The 18,474-nt window shown below is 66.1% G+C and carries 14 protein-coding genes and 1 other RNA gene; 11 read left to right on the forward strand and 4 right to left on the reverse strand.

What is annotated here, in order from left to right; all coding sequences use genetic code 11:
- Positions 1-102: 102 nt before the first annotated feature.
- A complete protein-coding gene (locus tag HBF25_RS21680) occupies positions 103-2,154 on the reverse strand; it encodes a M13 family metallopeptidase (RefSeq protein ID WP_166952863.1) in 2,052 nt (683 codons plus the stop codon).
- A 214-nt stretch (positions 2,155-2,368) separates the two neighbouring features.
- Here HBF25_RS21680 and HBF25_RS21685 point away from each other — a divergent pair, with 214 nt between their 5' ends.
- The 3 genes from HBF25_RS21685 (at position 2,369) to HBF25_RS21695 (ending at position 6,696) form a co-directional block, all read left to right on the forward strand.
- Positions 2,369-3,145 (forward strand): iron-containing redox enzyme family protein, encoded by a 777-nt coding sequence (locus HBF25_RS21685; RefSeq protein ID WP_166952866.1) that lies wholly within the window; start codon positions 2,369-2,371, stop codon positions 3,143-3,145.
- Between the two features lie 59 nt (positions 3,146-3,204).
- Entirely contained in the window at positions 3,205-5,949 is a 2,745-nt protein-coding gene (locus HBF25_RS21690; RefSeq protein ID WP_166952869.1) for a putative bifunctional diguanylate cyclase/phosphodiesterase, read from the forward strand.
- Positions 5,950-6,021: 72 nt separating this feature from the next.
- Positions 6,022-6,696, forward strand: coding sequence for an HAD family hydrolase (locus HBF25_RS21695; RefSeq protein ID WP_166952873.1), 675 nt, complete (start codon positions 6,022-6,024; stop codon positions 6,694-6,696).
- A 334-nt stretch (positions 6,697-7,030) separates the two neighbouring features.
- Here HBF25_RS21695 and HBF25_RS21700 read toward each other — a convergent pair whose 3' ends face one another.
- The 3 genes from HBF25_RS21700 to rsmI all read right to left on the reverse strand — a co-directional run bounded on the left by HBF25_RS21700 (position 7,031) and on the right by rsmI (position 10,341).
- A complete protein-coding gene (locus tag HBF25_RS21700; protein WP_166952876.1) occupies positions 7,031-7,399 on the reverse strand; it encodes a YraN family protein in 369 nt (122 codons plus the stop codon).
- 29 nt (positions 7,400-7,428) lie between these two features.
- Positions 7,429-9,249, reverse strand: a complete 1,821-nt coding sequence (locus tag HBF25_RS21705) for a penicillin-binding protein activator (RefSeq protein ID WP_166952879.1) — start codon at positions 9,247-9,249, stop codon at positions 7,429-7,431.
- A 264-nt stretch (positions 9,250-9,513) separates the two neighbouring features.
- A complete protein-coding gene (gene rsmI, locus HBF25_RS21710) occupies positions 9,514-10,341 on the reverse strand; it encodes a 16S rRNA (cytidine(1402)-2'-O)-methyltransferase (protein ID WP_166952882.1) in 828 nt (275 codons plus the stop codon).
- Between the two features lie 58 nt (positions 10,342-10,399).
- On the opposite strand from rsmI, the gene rnpB reads away from it, so the two are divergent.
- The 8 genes from rnpB (at position 10,400) to mraY (ending at position 18,472) form a co-directional block, all read left to right on the forward strand.
- Positions 10,400-10,765, forward strand: an RNA gene (gene rnpB, locus HBF25_RS21715) — RNase P RNA component class A.
- A gap of 298 nt (positions 10,766-11,063) precedes the next feature.
- The gene (gene mraZ / locus HBF25_RS21720) at positions 11,064-11,510 is read left to right on the forward strand and encodes a division/cell wall cluster transcriptional repressor MraZ (RefSeq protein ID WP_166952885.1); all 447 of its coding nucleotides are present in this window, start codon (positions 11,064-11,066) and stop codon (positions 11,508-11,510) included.
- A gap of 44 nt (positions 11,511-11,554) precedes the next feature.
- The gene (rsmH, locus tag HBF25_RS21725; protein WP_166952888.1) at positions 11,555-12,478 is read left to right on the forward strand and encodes a 16S rRNA (cytosine(1402)-N(4))-methyltransferase RsmH; all 924 of its coding nucleotides are present in this window, start codon (positions 11,555-11,557) and stop codon (positions 12,476-12,478) included.
- Positions 12,475-12,747 carry a cell division protein FtsL gene (gene ftsL / locus HBF25_RS21730; protein WP_166952891.1) on the forward strand — a complete coding sequence of 91 codons (273 nt, stop codon included), beginning with the start codon at positions 12,475-12,477 and terminating at the stop codon, positions 12,745-12,747. Before rsmH ends, ftsL begins: the two co-directional genes overlap by 4 nt.
- Positions 12,744-14,549, forward strand: a complete 1,806-nt coding sequence (locus HBF25_RS21735; protein WP_243853373.1) for a peptidoglycan D,D-transpeptidase FtsI family protein — start codon at positions 12,744-12,746, stop codon at positions 14,547-14,549. Before ftsL ends, HBF25_RS21735 begins: the two co-directional genes overlap by 4 nt.
- Before the next feature lie 2 nt (positions 14,550-14,551).
- Positions 14,552-16,039, forward strand: coding sequence for a UDP-N-acetylmuramoyl-L-alanyl-D-glutamate--2,6-diaminopimelate ligase (locus HBF25_RS21740; protein ID WP_166952927.1), 1,488 nt, complete (start codon positions 14,552-14,554; stop codon positions 16,037-16,039).
- Positions 16,036-17,400: a UDP-N-acetylmuramoyl-tripeptide--D-alanyl-D-alanine ligase gene (locus HBF25_RS21745; protein WP_166952894.1), complete on the forward strand. Its 1,365-nt coding sequence runs from the start codon at positions 16,036-16,038 to the stop codon at positions 17,398-17,400. Before HBF25_RS21740 ends, HBF25_RS21745 begins: the two co-directional genes overlap by 4 nt.
- Entirely contained in the window at positions 17,390-18,472 is a 1,083-nt protein-coding gene (mraY, locus tag HBF25_RS21750; RefSeq protein WP_166952897.1) for a phospho-N-acetylmuramoyl-pentapeptide-transferase, read from the forward strand. Before HBF25_RS21745 ends, mraY begins: the two co-directional genes overlap by 11 nt.
- Positions 18,473-18,474 lie beyond the last annotated feature (2 nt).

The raw sequence follows: 18,474 nt of genomic DNA on the forward strand, positions 1-18,474 counted from the left end.
GAAATCATTTTTTCGCGACAACCGGTCGCGCGCAAGGCGCGCTCCTACACAGCAGGACTACGAGATTTTCAGGCGTTGGGTCGCATCGAGCACAAGCGGGGGTTACCAGATTTTTACGCGCTGGGTGGGGTCGAGGTAGAGCTTCTGGCCGGCCTGCGGCTTGAATGCGTCGTACCAGGGATCGAGGTTGCGTACCGTCTGTGCGCGGAACTGGCCCGGTGCGTGTCCGTCGCCGATGACCTGCTGGCGCATCGCTGCATCGCGGGTCTTTTCACGCCAGCTCTGTGCGAAGGCGAGGAAGAAGCGCTGGTCGCCGGTGAGGCCGTCGATGACCGGCGCCGGCTTGCCGCCCAGGCTTTCTTTGTAAGCCGCGTAGGAGATGGTGAGGCCGGAGAGGTCGGCGATGTTCTCGCCCAGCGTCTGCTGGCCGTTGACGTGCAGGCCGGGCAGCGGTTCGTACTGGTCGAACTGCTTCACCAGGCGCTGGCCGGCGTCCTTGAAGTGCTTCTGGTCGGCGTCGGTCCACCAGTTGGCGAGCTTGCCCTGGGCGTCGAACTCGGCGCCGGTGTTATCGAAGCTGTGGCTGATTTCATGGCCGATCACGGCGCCGATAGAGCCGTAGTTGGACGCGGCGTCGGCCTTCGGATCGAAGAACGGCGCTTCGAGAATCGCGGCGGGGAAGTTCAGCGCGTTCTGGAGCGGCAGGTTCACGGCGTTGACTGTCTGCGGGGTCATCCACCATTCGTCGCGGTCTACCGGCTTGCCGAGCTTGGCGACCTGGTGGTGGTACTCGGCCAGTCCGGCGCGCTGGTGATTGCCCAGGGCGTCGTCCGGGCGGATGTCGAGGCCTGCGTAGCTGCGCCAGGTGTCCGGATAACCCACACCGACCTTGATGGTGGCGATCTTGGCCTTGGCTTTCTGGCGGGTGGCGGGCGACATCCATTCCAGGGTGTCCACGCGGGCGTCGAAGGCCTTCAGGATGTTCTTCACCATGTCCTGCACTTCGGCGCGCGAGGAGGCGGGGAAGTACTTCTTCACGTAGATCTGGCCCACGGCATCGCCGAGGTCGCTATTGACGGCGCCCAGGCCGCGTTTCCAGCGGTCGCGCTGCTTCGGCGTGCCGGTGAGGGTCTTGCCGTAGAACTCGAACGAGGCCTCGTCGAAGGCCTTCGGTAGCACGAAGGTGTTTTCGCTGATGGCGTGGAAGCGCAGCCAGGCCTTCCAGGTGTCCAGCGGTTCGCTGGCGACGAGCGCGGCTAACTTCGTCACCGTGGCCGGCTGCCAGACGATGAAGGTGGGCTGGTCGTCGAGGCCGGCGGCCTTGAAGTAGGCGGTCCAGTCGATGCCCGGGGCCTTCGTGGCGAACTCGCCGCGCTTCCACGGATTGTTGGCCTTGTGGATGTCCTCGCTCTCCACGATGGAGGCCTGCGCTTCGGCCAGCTTGGTTTCCAGCGCGACGATGGCCTTCGCCTTGGCGGCGGCATCGGGCGTGCCGGCGTGGGAGAGCAGGGTTTCGACGAAGGTGGCGTATTTGGTGCGCGCTTCCACCATGTCCTTGTCGTTCTTCAGGTAGTAGTCGCGGTTGGGCATGCCCAGGCCGCCCTGCAGGAGGTACGGGTAATTCTTCGACGGGTCTTCGAGGCCCTGGGCCACGAACAGGCCGAGCAGGTGGCCGGTGTCGAGGTTGGTGGCATTGATGGGGTCGACGTCGGCGCGCAGCTGGGCCCCCAGGGCCGTGGAGAGGGCCTGCTTGTCGGCGATGGCATCGATGGCGGCCAGTTCGGGCTGGAGCGGCTTCAGGCCTGCCTTCTCGATGCCGGCCTGGTCCATGAAGGCCTTGTAGTAGTCGGCGATCAGGCGCTCGTTGCTGCCCGCCGGCGCGTTGGCCGCGGCGGCCTCTTTCACGAGGTCGGCGTTGCGCTTCTCGGCCTTCTGGAACACCTGCAGGAAGATGCCCGTGCTGGCGCGGTCGGCGGGGATCTGCGCCGTTTTCTTCCAGTTGCCGTTGGCATAGCCATCGAAGTCGTCGCCGGGCTTCACCGCGTGGTCGATGCCCTTCAGGTCCACGCCCGAGGGTGGCTCCGCGGCCGCGACGGTGGAGGACGCCAGCGCGCAGGCGATGGCGGTGGCGAGCAGCCGGTGGATGGTGGCCATGAGGGCTCCTTGGGCGTGGAAAGGGGCGTCCACGATAGCCCCGCACCTGGCTGTCGTGTGTATGACCAATGGCACCCCCGTATCCGGCAAAGCGTGACGGGGGATGTGCCCTAATGGCTGTCCGGCCCCGCAATGGGGACCGGCTGGGCGGGCCGTGGGTCGCCCCGGTCTGCCCGGACCTTCCAATGGCAGCTGATCTTTAGGGAGATCACTTATGAGCGCTCGTTTCGAACTCACCGGTCCGCAGATGGACATCGCCAGCTATCCGACCTGGGCACAGGACATGGTGTCCTCCTGTGCGGATGCCCGTGCGGCCATCGTCCGTCATGACATGTGGTCGGCGATGTGTGCCGCCACGCTCGATGCCCAGACCACCCGCCACTTCATGGTGGGCGTGTGGCCGGTCATCGAGGGTTTTCCGGGGTACATGGCCCGTAGCCTGCTCAAGACCCAGTACGGCCGCAGCCGGGGCGACGATCTCGCCCGTCGCTGGCTCGTGCGCAACATCCGGGTAGAGCAGAACCACGCGGAATACTGGCTCAACTGGGCGGAATCGGCGGGGGTGTCCCGTGAGGAGGTCCTTTCGGGTGAACCGCCCAAGGGCTCCCAGGCCCTGGCCGACTGGTGCCAGGAGGTGTCCCGGCATGATTCACTGGCCGCGGGCATGGCCGCCACCAACTATGCGGTGGAGGGCGCGACCGGTGATTGGTCGCAAATTGTCTATGAAAGCGTGGCATATGCGGAAAGTCTGCCGATTTCCGGCCGCAAAGCCGGTTTGCGCTGGCTTCAGCTGCACGCCGCGTATGACGATACCCACCCGTGGGAGGCTCTTGAAATCGTCTGCACCTTGCTGGGAAGCAACCCTCCGGTAGACCAGGTCGAACACGTGAAGGAATGCGTCCGTCGTAGTTACGTCGCCATGACGGTGACGCTGGATCGTTGCATGGACGGCATCCTCTCCATCCGCAAGTTGAACGAGGCAGCCGCGTAACTCGTAAGTTGCAGCTGAAGTAGCGCAATATCACGTCGGTTTGAGGAATCGGGGATTCGATGCGACGCATTGAAGCCAGTCAACAGCGACCGCTCGCAAGGCGCCTGAGGCCTCTGGCCTATGCGCTTGTCGCCGTCGTGGGCCTCATCCTCACCCTGACGTGGGTCGCGCTGCAGACCCAGGTGACTCTCGCCGGTTTCCTCAACGGCGAGAGTCTTTGGTCGAAGGCCCAGAAGCAGTCGGTGATCGACCTGGACGATTACGCCCGTCACGGGCGTGCCGACGACCTGATCGGTTTCAGACGTAACTATGCCGTGCTGATGGCCGACCGCGCGGCCCGCGACTCCATCGCCAGTGGCAGCTTTTCCCATGCCGAGGTCGAAGACGACTTCGCGCGTGGCGGGGTCATCCCCGAGGCCATCCCGGGAATGGTCTTCATCTTCCAGCATTTCTCCGGCATGCCGTACGTGCGCGAGGCCATTACGGAATGGCGCTCGGTCGACGACAGCCTTGCCGAGATGAACCGTATCGCCGACCGCCTGGAAAAGGGCTACGCGGACGGCAGCCTGACCCAGGCGGATCTCGATGCGGAGCGCGTGCGCATCGGTGATCTCAATCGCTTCATCGAACCGCGTGCCAAGGCTTTCTCGCTGGATATCGCCAACGGCGCCTCCTGGCTGGGCCGGGTGCTGTTCTTCACGGTGCTTGGCGTGGCGGCGTTTGCCTCGGCGTTGTGGCTGCGCTTCGCCAGCCGCATCCTCGCGGGCATCCGTGGCACGGAGGAGCGTTACAGCCTGCTGTTCGACAGCGCCGCCGATGCCATCTTCATGGTAGACGAGGAAACCGGGCGCATCCTCGATGCAAACCGTCGCGCGGCCGCCTGGATCGGATGCGCGCGACACGACCTTACCGGTATCCAGCTGTCGAGCCTTTTCACGGAGGGTTCGGCCTATTCCGGCGTGGGCACGTTGCGCAACACGGAAGGTGCGACGCGCCCCGTGGAAACGCAGAGCAGTCTCGTGGTGTGGGGTTCTCGCCAGGTATGCCAGGCCATCGTCCGCGATATTTCCGATCGCGTGGCGATGGAGCAGGAGCGCAAGATCGCCGCCGAGGCACTGGCGAGCATCGCCGAGGGCGTGATCATCGCCGACGCGGATCGTCGCGTGACCACGGCCAATGCGGCGATGACGAAACTCACCGGCATCTCCGTGCAGGCGCTGCGCAAGACACGCTTCGATGCCACGCGTACGCTGCCGGATGGTCGTCCGCTGCCGGCATCGCTGTGGGAAAACATTGCCGCCGGCGACAACTGGCTGGGCGAAGTGGAAAGCCGCCGCGCGGATGGAAGCACGTATCCGGAGCTGATGAGCATCAGCACGATCCGGGATTCGGACGGCCGCCCGCAGCATTACGTAGCGGTGGTCTCCGACATCACGGCGCGCAAGGCCGACCGCCAGCGCCTGCAACACATGGCCACGCACGATCCGCTCACGGGGCTGGTCACGCGTTCGGAATTCGAGCGGCTTTGCGCGGAGGCGATCACGCGCGCGGCCCACGAGCGCGGTGCCGTGGCCGTGCTTTTTGTCGATCTCGATGCATTCAAGGTCATCAACGACAGTTACAGTCACGCCACCGGCGATGCACTGCTGATGCGCGTGGCGGAACGCATCCGCGCACAGTTGTCGGCAAACGACATCGCGGGGCGCATCGGTGGTGATGAGTTCACCATTCTTCTGGGCGACCTGCGTTCGCGCGAAGAGGCACTGGTAACAGCCGAGGCATTGCTGGCCGCGCTGGCGCGTCCGTTCGACCTGGGCGACTACGAGTTGTACGTCAGCGCCAGCATCGGTATCGCGGGCTACCCGTTGGATGGCAACGATCCGGTCACCCTCATCGCGAATGCGGATGCCGCGATGTATGTGGCGAAAACGGAAGAGCGCAACGCATTGCGGTTCTACACGCCGAAGATGCATGCGGATGCACGGCGTCGCCTGAAGCTTGCCTCCGAGCTGCGCCAGGCGCTGGCCCGCAACGAATTCCAGTTGCTGTACCAGCCCAGCGTCGAAATCCGCAGCGGGCGCATCGTAGCCGTGGAAGCACTGATCCGCTGGCGCCATCCCGAGCGCGGCGCCGTACCTCCGGATGAATTCATCCCCATTGCAGAAAGCCTCGGCCTGATCCGGCAAATCGACGAATGGGTGATGGAAACCGCCTGCGCCCAGCTGGTGGCCTGGGATCAGCTGCGCCTGCCGCCGCTGCGCGTGGCGGTGAACGTTTCCGCAGGGTCTTTTGCGCATCCGGAATTCCTTCCCGGCGTGGAGCATGCGCTTGCCACCACCGGCGTGCCCGCGAACCGCCTGCTGGTGGAGCTCACCGAGAGCGCGATCCTGCGCCTGGGCGAGGATACGGAGCGGACCATGGTCGCCCTGCACAAGCTGGGCATCGCCGTGGCGATCGACGACTTCGGCACGGGCTATTCCTCGCTGGCCTATCTGAAGCTGCCTGCCGTGGCCTATCTCAAGATCGATCGCTCCTTCATCACGGGCCTGCCGATCAATGGCAACGACGTGGCGATCACCGAGGCCATGCTGGCCATCGCCCGCAGCCTGGACCTGCACACCATCGCCGAAGGCATCGAGACCGAGCCCCAGCACGATTTCCTGCTGCGTGCCGGCTGCGAAGAGGGGCAGGGTTTCCTCTACTCGCGCCCGTTGCCGCCGGATGAAATCGCCCGCCTGCTGGCTCCCAAGGCCTCCACGGCGGCCAGCAAGCGTCTGTCGCTGGTGCCGCCCAAGCGCGCCTGAACGTTGCCGGCCTTCGGATCGTCACGGCTGTCCCCATATGATGGGCATCCGCATTCCGTACGAGGCTGTGCCGTGTCCGACCGCGATTCCATCGTCTTCCTGTTCGACGTCGACAATACCCTGATCGACAACGACCGTTTCAGCGCCGACCTGGCCGCCCGGCTGGAGCATGAATTCGGTGACGGGGGCAGGGAACGCTACAACGCCATCGACAAGGAGATTCGCGGGCAGGTGGGCTATGCCGATTACCTGGGCGTGTTGCAGCGCCTGCGTGGGCAGCAGAGCGATCGCTCGTTCATGGAGATGTCGTTCTTCCTGCTCGACTATCCGTTCGAGCAGCGGCGTTTTCCGGGTGTGCTGGAAACGATCGATCATCTGCGCACGCTGGGGCGGCCGGTGATCATGTCCGATGGCGATACGGTGTTCCAGCCGCGCAAGATCCGCCGTGCGGGGTTGTGGGAAGCGTTCCGGGAAGACGTGCTGATCTACGTGCACAAGGAAGAAATGCTCGACGACATGCAGGCACGGTATCCGGCCGATCATTACGTGATGGTGGATGACAAGCCGCGCATTCTCGTGGCGCTGAAGAAGCTGCTGGGCGATCGCGTCACCACCGTGTTCGTGAAGCAGGGGCATTACGCGGCGGCCGCGGGCAAGGAGCTGGTGGATACGCCGCCGGATATCACCGTGGAGTCGGTGGCGGACCTGGCGAAGCTGGGGCGTGAGGCGTTTCTGGCGGCGGCTTGATGCTAGTGTGACCGGTCGCGCGAGGCGCGGTCCTGCAAACCCCGCTTCGGTCCGGTCGCGCGCGAGGCGCGCTCCTACAGGGGCCGCTTTGGTCTGGTTGCGCGAGGTGCGGTCCTGCGAGGGCCGCTTCGGTCCGGTCGCGCGCGAGGCGCGCTCCTACAAGGGCCGCGTTGGTCTGGTTGTGCGAGGCGCGCTCCTGCAAGGGCCGCTTCGGTCCGGTCGCGCGCGAGGCGCGCTCCTACAAGGGCCGCGTTGGTCTGGTTGCGTGCGGGCGCGCTTCTACGAGGCGGCTTGTGTAGGAGCGCGCCTTGCGCGCGACCGGATACCTGGAAACTCACCCATCAAACGCCCCTCGCACCCACTCCACCACTGCACCCTCAAACCCCACCACATCAAACCGGCACGGCCTGCGCGCATCGAACGGCCTCCCCGCCAGCCAGATATGCGCCGCGCTCACGATGCGCCGCCGCTTGGCTGCCGTGACCGATGCCAGCGCCCCGCCGAACGCGCTACCGCGCCGGTAACGCACCTCGACGAACACGACCACCTCGCCATCGCGCATCACGAGATCGATCTCGCCATGCCTGCAAAGGAAATTGGCTTGTATAAGGCGCAACCCGCGCGCCTGCAGAAACGAAAGCGCCGCGCCTTCGAAGTGGTCTCCGGTGGCGCGGCGCGGGGTGGTTTTACGAGGTGCTTTCAACGCGGACTCCTGTCCGCGCCGGTGGGAAATCAGCCGCCACCGCTCTCGACGGTGGGAGCCGTGGCCGGCGCTTCGAGTTCGAGACTACCGGCGACCGGACGGGCCACGCCGTCAGTGAAGCGCGCCCAGATGAGTACGCGGCGCACGCGACCGAATTCATCGGCCACCAGCTGGCCGGTGGCACCCGGCAGGTAGCTGCCCGGGTGGCCGCGCATCCAGTCGATGTAAGGCACCAGCCCCCACGCATCCATGCCGAAGGCGAACAGACGGGCGGCCACGCCCCGGGTGGCGGGGATCGCGCCGGCCAGATCGGCGCGGCGCGGCAGACCCGGCTGTGCGTCGAACAGCCAGGGCGCGTCGCAGAACTCCACCCCTTCGAGGTCGCGGTCCGCTGCCGCATCGTCGCTGCCCGTGTAGACGTGCGAGGTGGCGAACACCGGCTGGGTGTTGCGGGTCAGGCGCAGCTGCGGCATCAGCAGGCGGGCCTGCTGCGGTTTCATGCTGAGGAAGACACCACCATCGGTATCGCCCTCAGGCGTGGCGCCGATGCCGGCGCCGGAAAGCTGCGAGGCGAAGTCGATGCTGGTGGCGTCAAGCGTGACCTGCCCGGCGAGCTTGCCGCCACGGGCCTGCCATTCCGCCTTGAAGGCATTGCCTGCGCGGCGTGCGAAGTCGTCGGTGGATACGATCACCACCGCCGAGTGCAGGCCACGGTCGGCCATGTGGTCGGCCACCTGCGCGCCTTCGGTTTCCGGCAGCAGGCCGAATTCGTTGGCGCCGGACGGCGGCAGGTTCTTGTTGTCGTTGGGATAGTTCAGCGTGAGCATCGGCGCGGGCAGCGCGCCCTTGGCGAAGATCGCCGAGACGCCGTCGCGGTTGAGCGGGCCCACCACGAAACGGGCACCTTCGGACACCGCCTTGTCGTAGGCGGCGACCGCGTGCGACGCGTCATTGCCGGAGTCGTAGACAGCGACCTCCGGGCGCGGCGCATTGGTATGCGCGGCATCGATGTAGTTGGCGAAGAAGCCGTCGCGGATGGCGGCACCGGCACCGGCGAGCGGGCCGGTGAGCGGCAACAGCAGGGCGACCTTGGTGGGCACCTTGTAGCCTTCGCGCACGCCCTTGTCGCCGGTGACCGTGCCCACGGCCTGATCGAGCACGGCAGGCGAGCGCGTGGCGCTGCCGAGCTGGGTCTGTGCCTCGAGCACCCAGGGACGCAGCGGATCGTTCGCCGGCAGCGCATTGCCACGGGTGGCCAGCGGTTCGGCGCCGAGGCCGGTGAGCAGGGCGAGGATCTCCTTGCGATTCTGTTCGCGGTCGATGCCGCGCAGCTGGCCGTCGAGGTCGACGCGGGTCTGGGCGGCGCTCCACGGATCGCCCGATGCGGCCTGGGCGCGGGCATGCAGTTCGGTCAGGCGCTGTTCGATCTGCGGGGACACACGCGACGACGGCTTGCCGGTAAGCGACAGGGCGGTGGCCGGGTCGTTCTTCTTCAGGGCGAGTTCGGCGCGAAGGGCGTCGAAGCGCAGGGCGTCCTCGCCTTCCAGTCGCGAGCGGCGAATGTCACCGAGCACCGGGGCGGCGCGGTCGAGGGCGCCTTCCTGCCGGTACGACTCGGCGGCGAGCAGGCGGAAGTAGTCCCGATGATCGGAGTCCTGGTTGGCCAGGGCGAGGTAGGCCTGCGCCGCCTGGTCGAACTGGCCCTTGGTGTAGAGCGCCTGCGCGGCCTGGGTGGCCTCGCCGGTGGGTGCCGTGCCGTGGGGCTGGGTCGTCGTGCCGCCCTGGGTGGCACAGCCGGCGAGGCCGGCAGTCAGCAGGAGGCCGAGGGTAGTGGCACGCATCGCTCGCATCGGAGTTTCCTTTGGTAACGCGGGAGGCGCCCTCCGGCGCCGAAACGCCCGGATCATAGCCCATCGCTTCGCGAGCCCGGCGTGATCGGGCGCGGGGTGTGACATGGCGGTAGGGGGCGGTTTATCGGAGGAGGGCGCAGGCCACGTGGGGTTTGGCGTATGCGTTGTGACCGGTCGCGCGCAAGGCGCGCTCCTACAGTGAGCGCCTGTGTAGGAGCGCGCCTGCGCGCGACCGGCGAAGCCGAATGTCGGCTGACAGGAAGCTCAAGCCCCGTAAAGCGCCTTGCGCGGCGCACCGGTAATCGCAGCCGCCAGCTTCGCAGCCTTGGCCGGCGGTAGTTCCTCTTTAAGGATGCCGAACACCCGCAGCCCCTCGGCCAGGCGTTCGTCTTCACCCGCCTCACGACCGGCCACCATCACCACGAACTCGCCCTTCTGCTGGTTCGGGTCTGCGGTGACGCGCTCCACCAGCTCGCCCAGCGGTGCACCGAGCACCGTCTCGAACAGCTTGGTCAGCTCGCGCGCCATCACCGCCTCCCGGGCGGCGCCGAACACCTCGCGCATGTCTTCCAGGCACTCGACGATGCGATGCGACGACTCATAGAAGATAAGCGTGCGCGATTCGCCGGCCAGTTCGGTCAGGCGCGAACGCCGCGCGCCACCCTTGGCGGGCAGGAAGCCTTCGAAGATGAATCGATCGCTCGGCAGGCCAGCCACCGACAGCGCGGCGACGACGGCGCTGGGGCCCGGCACGGGACTGGCCTTCAGGCCGGCAGCCCGCACGGCGCGCACCAGGCGAAACCCCGGATCACTGATAAGCGGCGTGCCGGCATCGGACACCAGGGCCACGTCGTCGCCCTGTCGCAGACGCTCCACCAGCGCATCTACCGCCGTGCGCTCGTTGTGGTCGTGCAGTGCCACCAGTGGTGTATCGATGCCCAGGTGCTGGAGCAGCGGACGGGTATGCCGGGTGTCTTCCGCGGCGATCACGGCCACCTTGCGCAGGGTCTCGATGGCGCGTGCGCTGATGTCGTCACGATGCCCGATGGGCGTGGCGACGACGTACAGGGTGCCGGGGCGGGAGGAGGACATCGGGGTTTCCGCGGTGACTGGCCGGTCATTCTAGCGAGCATGGCGTATAATCGGCGGTGGAGTCGGCCGGACAGTCGCGTCGCACCTTGTGTGCATCGAGGAAAGTCCGGGCTCCACAGGGCAGGGTGCCAGGTAACTCCTGGGCAGCGTGAGCTGACGGCCAGTGCAACAGAGAGCAGACCGCCGATGGCCCCGCAAGGGGATCAGGTAAGGGTGAAAGGGTGCGGTAAGAGCGCACCGCGTGCGGGGCTAACGTCGCACGGCACGGTAAACCCCACCCGGAGCAAGACCAAATAAGGGAACCATGACGCGGCCCGCGTCGTTCCCGGGTAGGTTGCTAGAGCCTGGCGGTGACGCCAGGCCGAGAAGAATGACTGTCTCGTCGCAAGACGTACAGAACCCGGCTTACAGGCCGACTCCAACCTTTCGTTGCGATCGGGGCATCCCATGCCCCGATCGCGCTTCTCCCACCAATCTCCACGACCTCCTGCCGCCTACACGTCAATTTCACGGCGTGCGGGACGCCTTCGCACAGGCGTTTCCGTCAAAAAATCCCCGCGATTCAACCACCTTCCGCTGGTTCCTCAGAAAAGGCTGGAATTGGTCATGAATGGCAGCTTTCTCTTTGATTCACAAGAAAAAATTCCTTGACAGTCTCAAGGGGCGAGACTATCGTGGGCTCCAGTGTGAAATCGTGGGATTTAGTGGGGTAGCCAGCAGACATGTTTCAAGGCGAAACCGCCATCACGGTCGACGACAAAGGTCGTCTGACGATTCCGACTTCTTATCGGGATCTGGTGGCTGACGCCTGCGCAAACCGTCTGGTGATTACCTACAACCCATTCGAGACGGGATGCCTGTGGATTTTCCCGTATGCCGAGTGGGAGCAGGTCCGCGACCAGGTCAATGCGCTGCCCAGCGTGAAGGCCGTCCACCGTGCGTTGCAGATGAAGCTGGTGGGCGCAGCCGCGATCGTCGAACCCGACGGCGCAGCACGCGTCCTCCTTCCGGCCAGTCAGCGCGCCGCGGCGGGCATAGAAAAAAAAGCCGTGTTGCTGGGCATGGGCAACAAGTTCGAGCTTTGGAGCGAACAGGCCCACCTCGCCAAGATCAGGCAGACGATCGGCGAGGACGAGATCAGCGACGACATGGCGGAGCTGCGGTTGTAACGACTAACTGAACTTAAGAAGTAGAACGGGAGCGGGATGTGGCGATGGCGGGGCGCGAAGTGCACATCCCGGTGATGCTCGAAGAAGCGGTGGAGGGCCTCGCCTTGCGCGAGAACGGGCGTTATCTGGACGGGACATTCGGTCGGGGCGGTCACGCCCGGGCCATCCTTGCCCGGTTGTCCGCCGACGGCCGCCTGTATCTGATGGATCGCGATCCCACGGCCATTGCCGTGGCCGAGGCTGGCCTCGCCACCGATCCGCGTGTTTCCCTGCGCCACGACAATTTCGCCACGATGGGCGAATGGCCGGCACTCGAAGGCGGCCTCGACGGCATCCTGCTCGACCTGGGCGTCTCGTCGCCGCAGCTCGATGACGCAAGCCGCGGCTTCAGCTTCATGGGCGATGCACCGCTCGACATGCGCATGGACACCACCCGCGGCATCAGCGCAGCCGACTTCCTGGCCGAAGCCAGCGAGGCAGAGATCGCCGACGTGCTGTGGACCTTCGGCGAAGAGCGCTTCAGCCGTCGTATCGCCAAGACCATCGTTGAGCGTCGCGCCACGGCACCGATCGCCCGCACCGGCGAGCTGGCCGAACTGGTCGCCCGCTGCGTCGGTCGCCGCGAGCCGGGCAAGAATCCCGCCACCCGCACCTTCCAGGCGCTGCGCATCCGCGTGAACGCCGAGCTGGAATCCGTGGAGCGTGGCCTCGATGCCGCGCTGGAGCTGCTGAAGGTCGGCGGCCGTCTCTCGGTGATCAGCTTCCACTCGCTGGAAGACCGCACGGTGAAGCAGTTCATCCGCTCGCACGAGGGGCGTGTGCAGGGCAATCGCCGCGCGCCGCCCGCCGAAGCCAAGACCGCGCGCCTGAAGCCGGTCGGCAAGGCCATCTTCCCATCCGACGCCGAAGTGGCCGCGAATCCGCGTTCGCGTTCCGCCGTGCTGCGCGTGGCGGAGAAACTTGCATGAAGATCTTCGGCGCGTTCTGCCTCACGATCCTGCTGCTGGCGGTCATCGTCAGCGCGATCGGCGTGGTGTGGACGCGCCACGAGAGCCGCATCCTCTTCGTCGAGCTGTCCCGGCTGCAAAGCCAGAAGGACGACCTCGGCGTGGAATACGGCCGTCTCGAACTGGAACAGGCCACCTACGCCGAACCCAGCCGCATCGATGCAGAAGCCCGTGCCCGCCTCAGCATGTACACGCCGAAGCAGCAGGACATCCAGCTGGTGCGTCGATGAAGGCCCGTTACGGCAAGCCGGTGGTGCCGAGCCGCCGTCGCGGCCAGGGCCCCAGCCCGCGCAAGCGCATGACCGTGATGGTGGCGCTGCTGTGCATCGCCGCCTCGGGTCTGGTGGTGCGTGCCTTCGACCTCCAGGTGGTGCGCAAGCAGTTCTACCAGGATCAGGGCGACGCGCGCTTCCTGCGTGAAATGCCCATCGCCGTGTCGCGCGGCACCATCTTCGACCGCAACGGCGAGCCGCTTGCCGTGTCGACGCCGGTCGCTTCCATCTGGGCCAATCCGCCCGAAGTGCTTGAAAATGCCGACCGCATTCCCGAGCTGGCGCACGCGCTGCATGTGGATGCCGACGATCTCAAGCAGAAGATCGAAGCCCGTGCAGACAAAGAGTTCATGTACATCGCGCGCCAGATGCGTCCGGAAGACGCGCAGGCTGTCGTCGACCTGAAGATTCCCGGCATCGCGTCGCAGCGCGAGTACCGTCGTTATTACCCGTCGGGTGCAGTGAACAGCCATATCCTCGGCTTCACCAACATCGACGACCACGGCCAGGAAGGCCTGGAACTGGCCTTCGACGAATGGCTGGCCGGCAAGCCGGGTGCCAAGCGCGTCATCCGCGACCGCATGGGCCATGTGGTGGAAGACGTGGAACTGGTGCGCGAGCCGCAGCCGGGCCGCGACCTCACGCTGTCCATCGACCGCCGCATCCAATACCTCGCCTATAGCGCGCTCAAGGATGCGCTGGACAAGAATAAGGCCGATTCGGGCTCCATCGTGGTGATGGACGTGCACACCGGCGAAGTGCTGGGCATGGCCAACCTGCCGTCGTTCAACCCGAACGCGGTGCGTGGCAGCACCCCGCAGGAACGCCGCAACCGCGCCGTCACCGACGTGGTGGAGCCGGGCTCCACCATGAAGGCGTTCACCATGGCCGCCGCACTCACCAGCGGCAAGTACACACCGACCTCGCCGCTCATCGAGACCTCGCCGGGTACGTGGATGATGGGTGGTCACCCGGTGCGCGACACGCATAACTGGGGCACGCTCACCCCGACCGGCGTCATCACCAAGTCGTCGAACGTGGGTGCCGCCAAGATCGCGATGACGCTGGATACGGATTTCCTCTACGGCATCTACAAGTCGTTCGGCATCGGCAACAGCACGGGAAGCGGCTTCCCCGGCGAAGCCTCCGGCTACCTGCCGGTGGGCCGCACCTGGAAGCCCATCGAGAAGTCGCGCCTGGCCTACGGCTACAACCTCAACGTGACGCCGCTGCAGCTGGCTACCGGCTACGCCGCCATCGGCAATGGCGGCCAGTATCGTGCGCCCAGCTTCATCAAGGGTGCGGACAACCCGCCCAACCAGGTCGTCACGCCCGACGTGGCCCATGAGCTCGTGCGCATGCTCGAGACTGTGGTTGCCCCGGGCGGCACCGGCTACGGCTTTGCGTCCGTCGCCAACTACAGCGTGGCCGGCAAGACCGGTACCTCGCACAAGAATTCCGCCGGCGGTTACTACGCCAATAACTATATTTCGCTGTTCGTGGGCATGATTCCGGCCAGCGCTCCCCGCATCGTCACCGTCGTGGTCATCAACGACCCGAAGGGTGGCCGGTACTACGGTGGCTCCGTCGCCGGTCCGGCCTTCGTCCAGGTGATGCAGGGTGCGGTGAGGCTGCTGGACATCCCGCCGGACAACGTGGGTCGCTGGTACGCCGGCGGCCCGAGCCAGGGTGGCATGATCAGTACGAACAACGCACCGCCACAAGCGGACGACAGCGCGGCGGAAGAGGTGGTCCCGTGACCATGCGCCTCGCCGATCTACTCAATGGTTTCGCCGACGCCCCGGGTGCCGGCGAAATTCTCGTTTCCGGACTCTCGCTGGATTCGCGCGCCATCATCGAGGGCAATGCCTTCGTCGCGCTGCGTGGCACGAAGGGCCATGGCATCGACTTCGCCGCGAAAGCGGTGGAGCAGGGTGCGGCCGTGATCCTGGCCGAGCCGCCGTTCGACGCCGTTGATCCGGGCGTGCCCGTGGTCACCGTGAAGGATCTGCGCGAGAAGACGGGTCGCATCGCTGCCCGTTTCTACGGTTCACCGTCGCAGCCGCTCCAGGTCGTGGGTGTCACCGGCACCAACGGCAAGACCTCCACGGTGCAGCTCATCGCCCAGGCGCTGGCCTTCCTCGGCCGTAAGCCGGCCACGGTGGGCACGCTGGGTGCGGGCATGCACGGTCATATCGTCGAAGGCGAGCGCACCACGCCGGATGCGATCAGCATGCAGTCGCTGTTCGCGGATTTCCGCGAGGCCGGTGCCACGCACGTGGCGATGGAAGTGTCCTCGCATGCGCTGGAGCAGGGCCGGGTCAACGGCGTTGCCTTCGACGTGGCGGTGTTCACCAACCTCACCCGCGACCATCTCGATTACCACGGCACCATGGAAGCGTACGGGGCCGCGAAGGCGAAGCTGTTCGGCTTCGAGGGCCTGCGTACGGCGGTGATCAACGTCGACGACGCCTTCGGCGTGAAGCTGGCGAAAGGCCTGGCGGAAGGCGTGACGAAGCTGCGCACGTCGATGGCCCACGAGGCCACCGAGAAGGACGCCGAGATCCGCGCCGACATCATCGTCACGTCGGCCAAGGGCCTGTCGTTCAACCTGAATACGCCGTGGGGCATGCGCACCGTGCGCAGCGCCCTGCTGGGTCGCTTCAATGTCGCCAACCTGCTCGCCGTCGCGGCGGTGCTGGGCGCACTGGACGAGCCGTTCGAGCGCATCCACGCCGCGCTGGAATCATTGCAGCCCGTCAACGGGCGCATGAGCCGTCTTGGCGGCGATGGCAAGAAGCCGCTGGTGGTGGTCGATTACTCGCACACGCCCGATGCGCTGAAACAGGCCTTGCTGGCGCTGCGTTCGCATACCAAGGGTCGCCTCATCTGCGTCTTCGGCGCTGGTGGCGATCGTGACCAGGGCAAGCGCCCGATCATGGCCGGCATTGCCGAGCGCCTCGCCGATGTGGTGATCGTCACCGACGACAATCCGCGCAGCGAAGACGGCGACACCATCGTTGCCCAGATCGTGGCCGGCTTCGCCCACCCCGACACCGTCATGGTGGAGCGCGACCGCGCGTCCGCCATTGCCCTGGCCCTGGCCGATGCGAAAGCCGACGACGTCGTGCTGATCGCAGGCAAGGGCCACGAAACCTATCAGGAAGGTCCGGAGGGCAAGCAGCCCTTCGACGATCTCGCCGTCGCCCGTGAGGCGATGGCATCCAGCACCAAGGGAGCCCGCGCATGATGCGCCTTTCCGCCGTCGCCCTCTGGACTCGCGGCCGCCTGCAGGGCGCCGATACCGAGGTGACCGGCTTTTCCATCGATACCCGCAGCCTGAAGGCCGGTGACCTGTTCGTGGCGCTGCCCGGCGAGCGCGTGGACGGCCACGATTTCGTGGCCATGGCCGCCGAGCGTGGCGCCGTTGCCGCGCTGGTCACCCGTCCCGTGGATGCGCCGATCGCCCAGGTGATCGTCGACGACACCCAGCTCGCTCTGGGCGACCTCGCCAGTGCCGTGCGCGCGCAGCGCAACGTGCGCGTGGTGGGCATCACCGGTTCCAACGGCAAGACCACGGTGAAGACGCTTACCGCGTCGATCCTGTCGCGCCATGGCCGCACCCACGTCAACGCCGGCAACTACAACAACGAGCTGGGCATGCCGCTGACCCTGCTGGCGATGCCCGAGGACACCCGTTACGCCGTGCTCGAAATGGGCGCCGGCAAGCCGGGCGACATCGCCTATCTCGCCGCCATCGCACGGCCCGATATCGGCCTCGTGAATTCCATTGCGCCTGCGCACCTTGAGCGCATGGGAACCATCGAAGGCGTCGCCGAGACCAAGGGCGCGCTGTACCAGGCGCTGCCGGTGGACGGCGTGGCCATCATCAACGCGGACGACGAGCGCTTCGCCGGTTTCTTTGCCGGCCTGGCCGGCTCGCGCCGCACGCTGCGTTATGCGCTGGGTCACCGCGCCGACATCGGTGCCGATATCGTCGAAGAGACCATCGACGGCACGCACTTCGTGCTGTCGACGCCCCATGGCGACGGCGACGTACGCCTGCCGCTGGCCGGTCGTCACAACGTAGCCAACGCCCTTGCGGCAGCGGCCATCGCCATCGCACTCGACGTGCCGGTGGAGACCATCGTGGAAGGGCTGGAACAGGTGCCGCGCGTTGCGGGTCGCCTCAACCTCGAACCGATGCCGGGCAACTGGACGCTCATCGACGACAGCTACAACGCCAATCCGGGTTCGGCCGCCGCCGCCATCGACACGCTGGCCCTGGCCAGGGGCGAGCGCTGGCTGATCCTGGGCGACATGGCCGAACTGGGTCCGGATGCGGTGAAGATGCATGCCGATACCGGTCGCCTCGCCCACGAGCGCGGCATCGAGCGATTGTTCGCCATCGGTGCGAAGAGCGCCGCGGCGGTGGAGGCCTTCGGCAAGGGCGCACACCATTTCACCACGCAGGAAGCCCTCATCGAGGCGGCCTGTCATGACATCCACGCGGGCGTCACCGTCCTCGTGAAGGGGTCGCGTTCCTCCGGTATGGAGCGGGTCGCGGCAGCAATGAAGTCGTACGCTGAAGGAGCATCCCATGCTGCTTGAACTGGCGGAATGGATGGCTCGGCACTTCACGTCGCTGCATCTTTTCCAGTACATCACCTTCCGCGCGATCATGGCGGCGCTTACCGCGCTGGCCGTGTCGCTGCTGCTGGGGCCGGCCATGATCCGCAAGCTTGCCGCGCTGAAGGCCGGGCAGGTGGTGCGCAGCGATGGTCCGCAGACGCATCTTTCCAAGGCCGGAACGCCCACCATGGGCGGCACGCTGATCCTGTTCGCCATCGGCATCTCCACGCTGCTGTGGGCCGACCTCGGCAACCGCTACATCTGGGTGGTGCTGCTGGTGACCGTGGCTTTCGGCGCCATCGGCTTCTACGACGATTACCGCAAGCTGGTGCTGAAGGACAGCCGTGGCCTCGCCAGCCGCTGGAAGTACTTCTGGCAATCGGTGTTCGGCCTGGCCGCCGCCGTGTTCCTTTACCAGACGCATCAGCTGCCGGCGGAAACCGCACTTTACGTGCCGCTGTTCAAGCAGGTGGCGCTGCCGCTGGGCGTGCTCTTCGTCGTGGTGGGCTACTTCATCATCGTGGGCTTCTCCAACGCGGTGAACCTCACCGACGGCCTCGACGGCCTCGCCATCATGCCGAGCGTGCTGGTCTCCGGTGCACTGGGCATCTTCGCCTACCTCGCGGGCAACAAGCTGTTTTCCGAATACCTCGGCATCCCGGCCATTCCGGGGGCCGGTGAGCTGGCGATCTTCTGCAGCGCGCTGTCGGGTGCGGGTCTCGGGTTCCTCTGGTTCAACACCTACCCGGCCCAGGTCTTCATGGGCGACGTGGGTGCGCTGGCCATCGGTGCCGCACTGGGTTGCGTCGCGCTGATCGTGCGCCAGGAAATCGTGCTGCTGGTGATGGGCGGCGTGTTCGTGATGGAAACGGCTTCCGTGATGCTTCAGGTCGCAAGCTTCAAGCTGCGTGGCAAGCGCATCTTCCGCATGGCGCCGATCCATCATCACTTCGAACTGAAAGGCTGGCCCGAGCCCCGGGTCATCGTGCGCTTCTGGATCATCAGCGTCGTGCTGGTGCTCATTGGTCTGGCTACGTTGAAGGTGCGCTAAGA

It is taken from the genome of Luteibacter anthropi, assembly GCF_011759365.1.
GTDB classification, from domain to species: domain Bacteria; phylum Pseudomonadota; class Gammaproteobacteria; order Xanthomonadales; family Rhodanobacteraceae; genus Luteibacter; species Luteibacter anthropi.

What these genes read in the sequence shown, in the direction of transcription:
- HBF25_RS21745 (WP_166952894.1), top strand. Translation starts at nt 16,036, where the DNA reads ATGATGCGCCTTTCCGCCGTCGCCCTCTGGACTCGCGGCCGCCTGCAG.
- HBF25_RS21735 (WP_243853373.1), top strand. Translation starts at nt 12,744, where the DNA reads ATGAAGGCCCGTTACGGCAAGCCGGTGGTGCCGAGCCGCCGTCGCGGC.
- HBF25_RS21685 (WP_166952866.1), top strand. Translation starts at nt 2,369, where the DNA reads ATGAGCGCTCGTTTCGAACTCACCGGTCCGCAGATGGACATCGCCAGC.
- ftsL (WP_166952891.1), top strand. Translation starts at nt 12,475, where the DNA reads ATGAAGATCTTCGGCGCGTTCTGCCTCACGATCCTGCTGCTGGCGGTC.
- HBF25_RS21740 (WP_166952927.1), top strand. Translation starts at nt 14,552, where the DNA reads ATGCGCCTCGCCGATCTACTCAATGGTTTCGCCGACGCCCCGGGTGCC.
- HBF25_RS21680 (WP_166952863.1), bottom strand. Translation starts at nt 2,154, where the DNA reads ATGGCCACCATCCACCGGCTGCTCGCCACCGCCATCGCCTGCGCGCTG.
- rsmI (WP_166952882.1), bottom strand. Translation starts at nt 10,341, where the DNA reads ATGTCCTCCTCCCGCCCCGGCACCCTGTACGTCGTCGCCACGCCCATC.
- HBF25_RS21690 (WP_166952869.1), top strand. Translation starts at nt 3,205, where the DNA reads ATGCGACGCATTGAAGCCAGTCAACAGCGACCGCTCGCAAGGCGCCTG.
- mraY (WP_166952897.1), top strand. Translation starts at nt 17,390, where the DNA reads ATGCTGCTTGAACTGGCGGAATGGATGGCTCGGCACTTCACGTCGCTG.
- HBF25_RS21705 (WP_166952879.1), bottom strand. Translation starts at nt 9,249, where the DNA reads ATGCGAGCGATGCGTGCCACTACCCTCGGCCTCCTGCTGACTGCCGGC.
- mraZ (WP_166952885.1), top strand. Translation starts at nt 11,064, where the DNA reads ATGTTTCAAGGCGAAACCGCCATCACGGTCGACGACAAAGGTCGTCTG.
- rsmH (WP_166952888.1), top strand. Translation starts at nt 11,555, where the DNA reads ATGGCGGGGCGCGAAGTGCACATCCCGGTGATGCTCGAAGAAGCGGTG.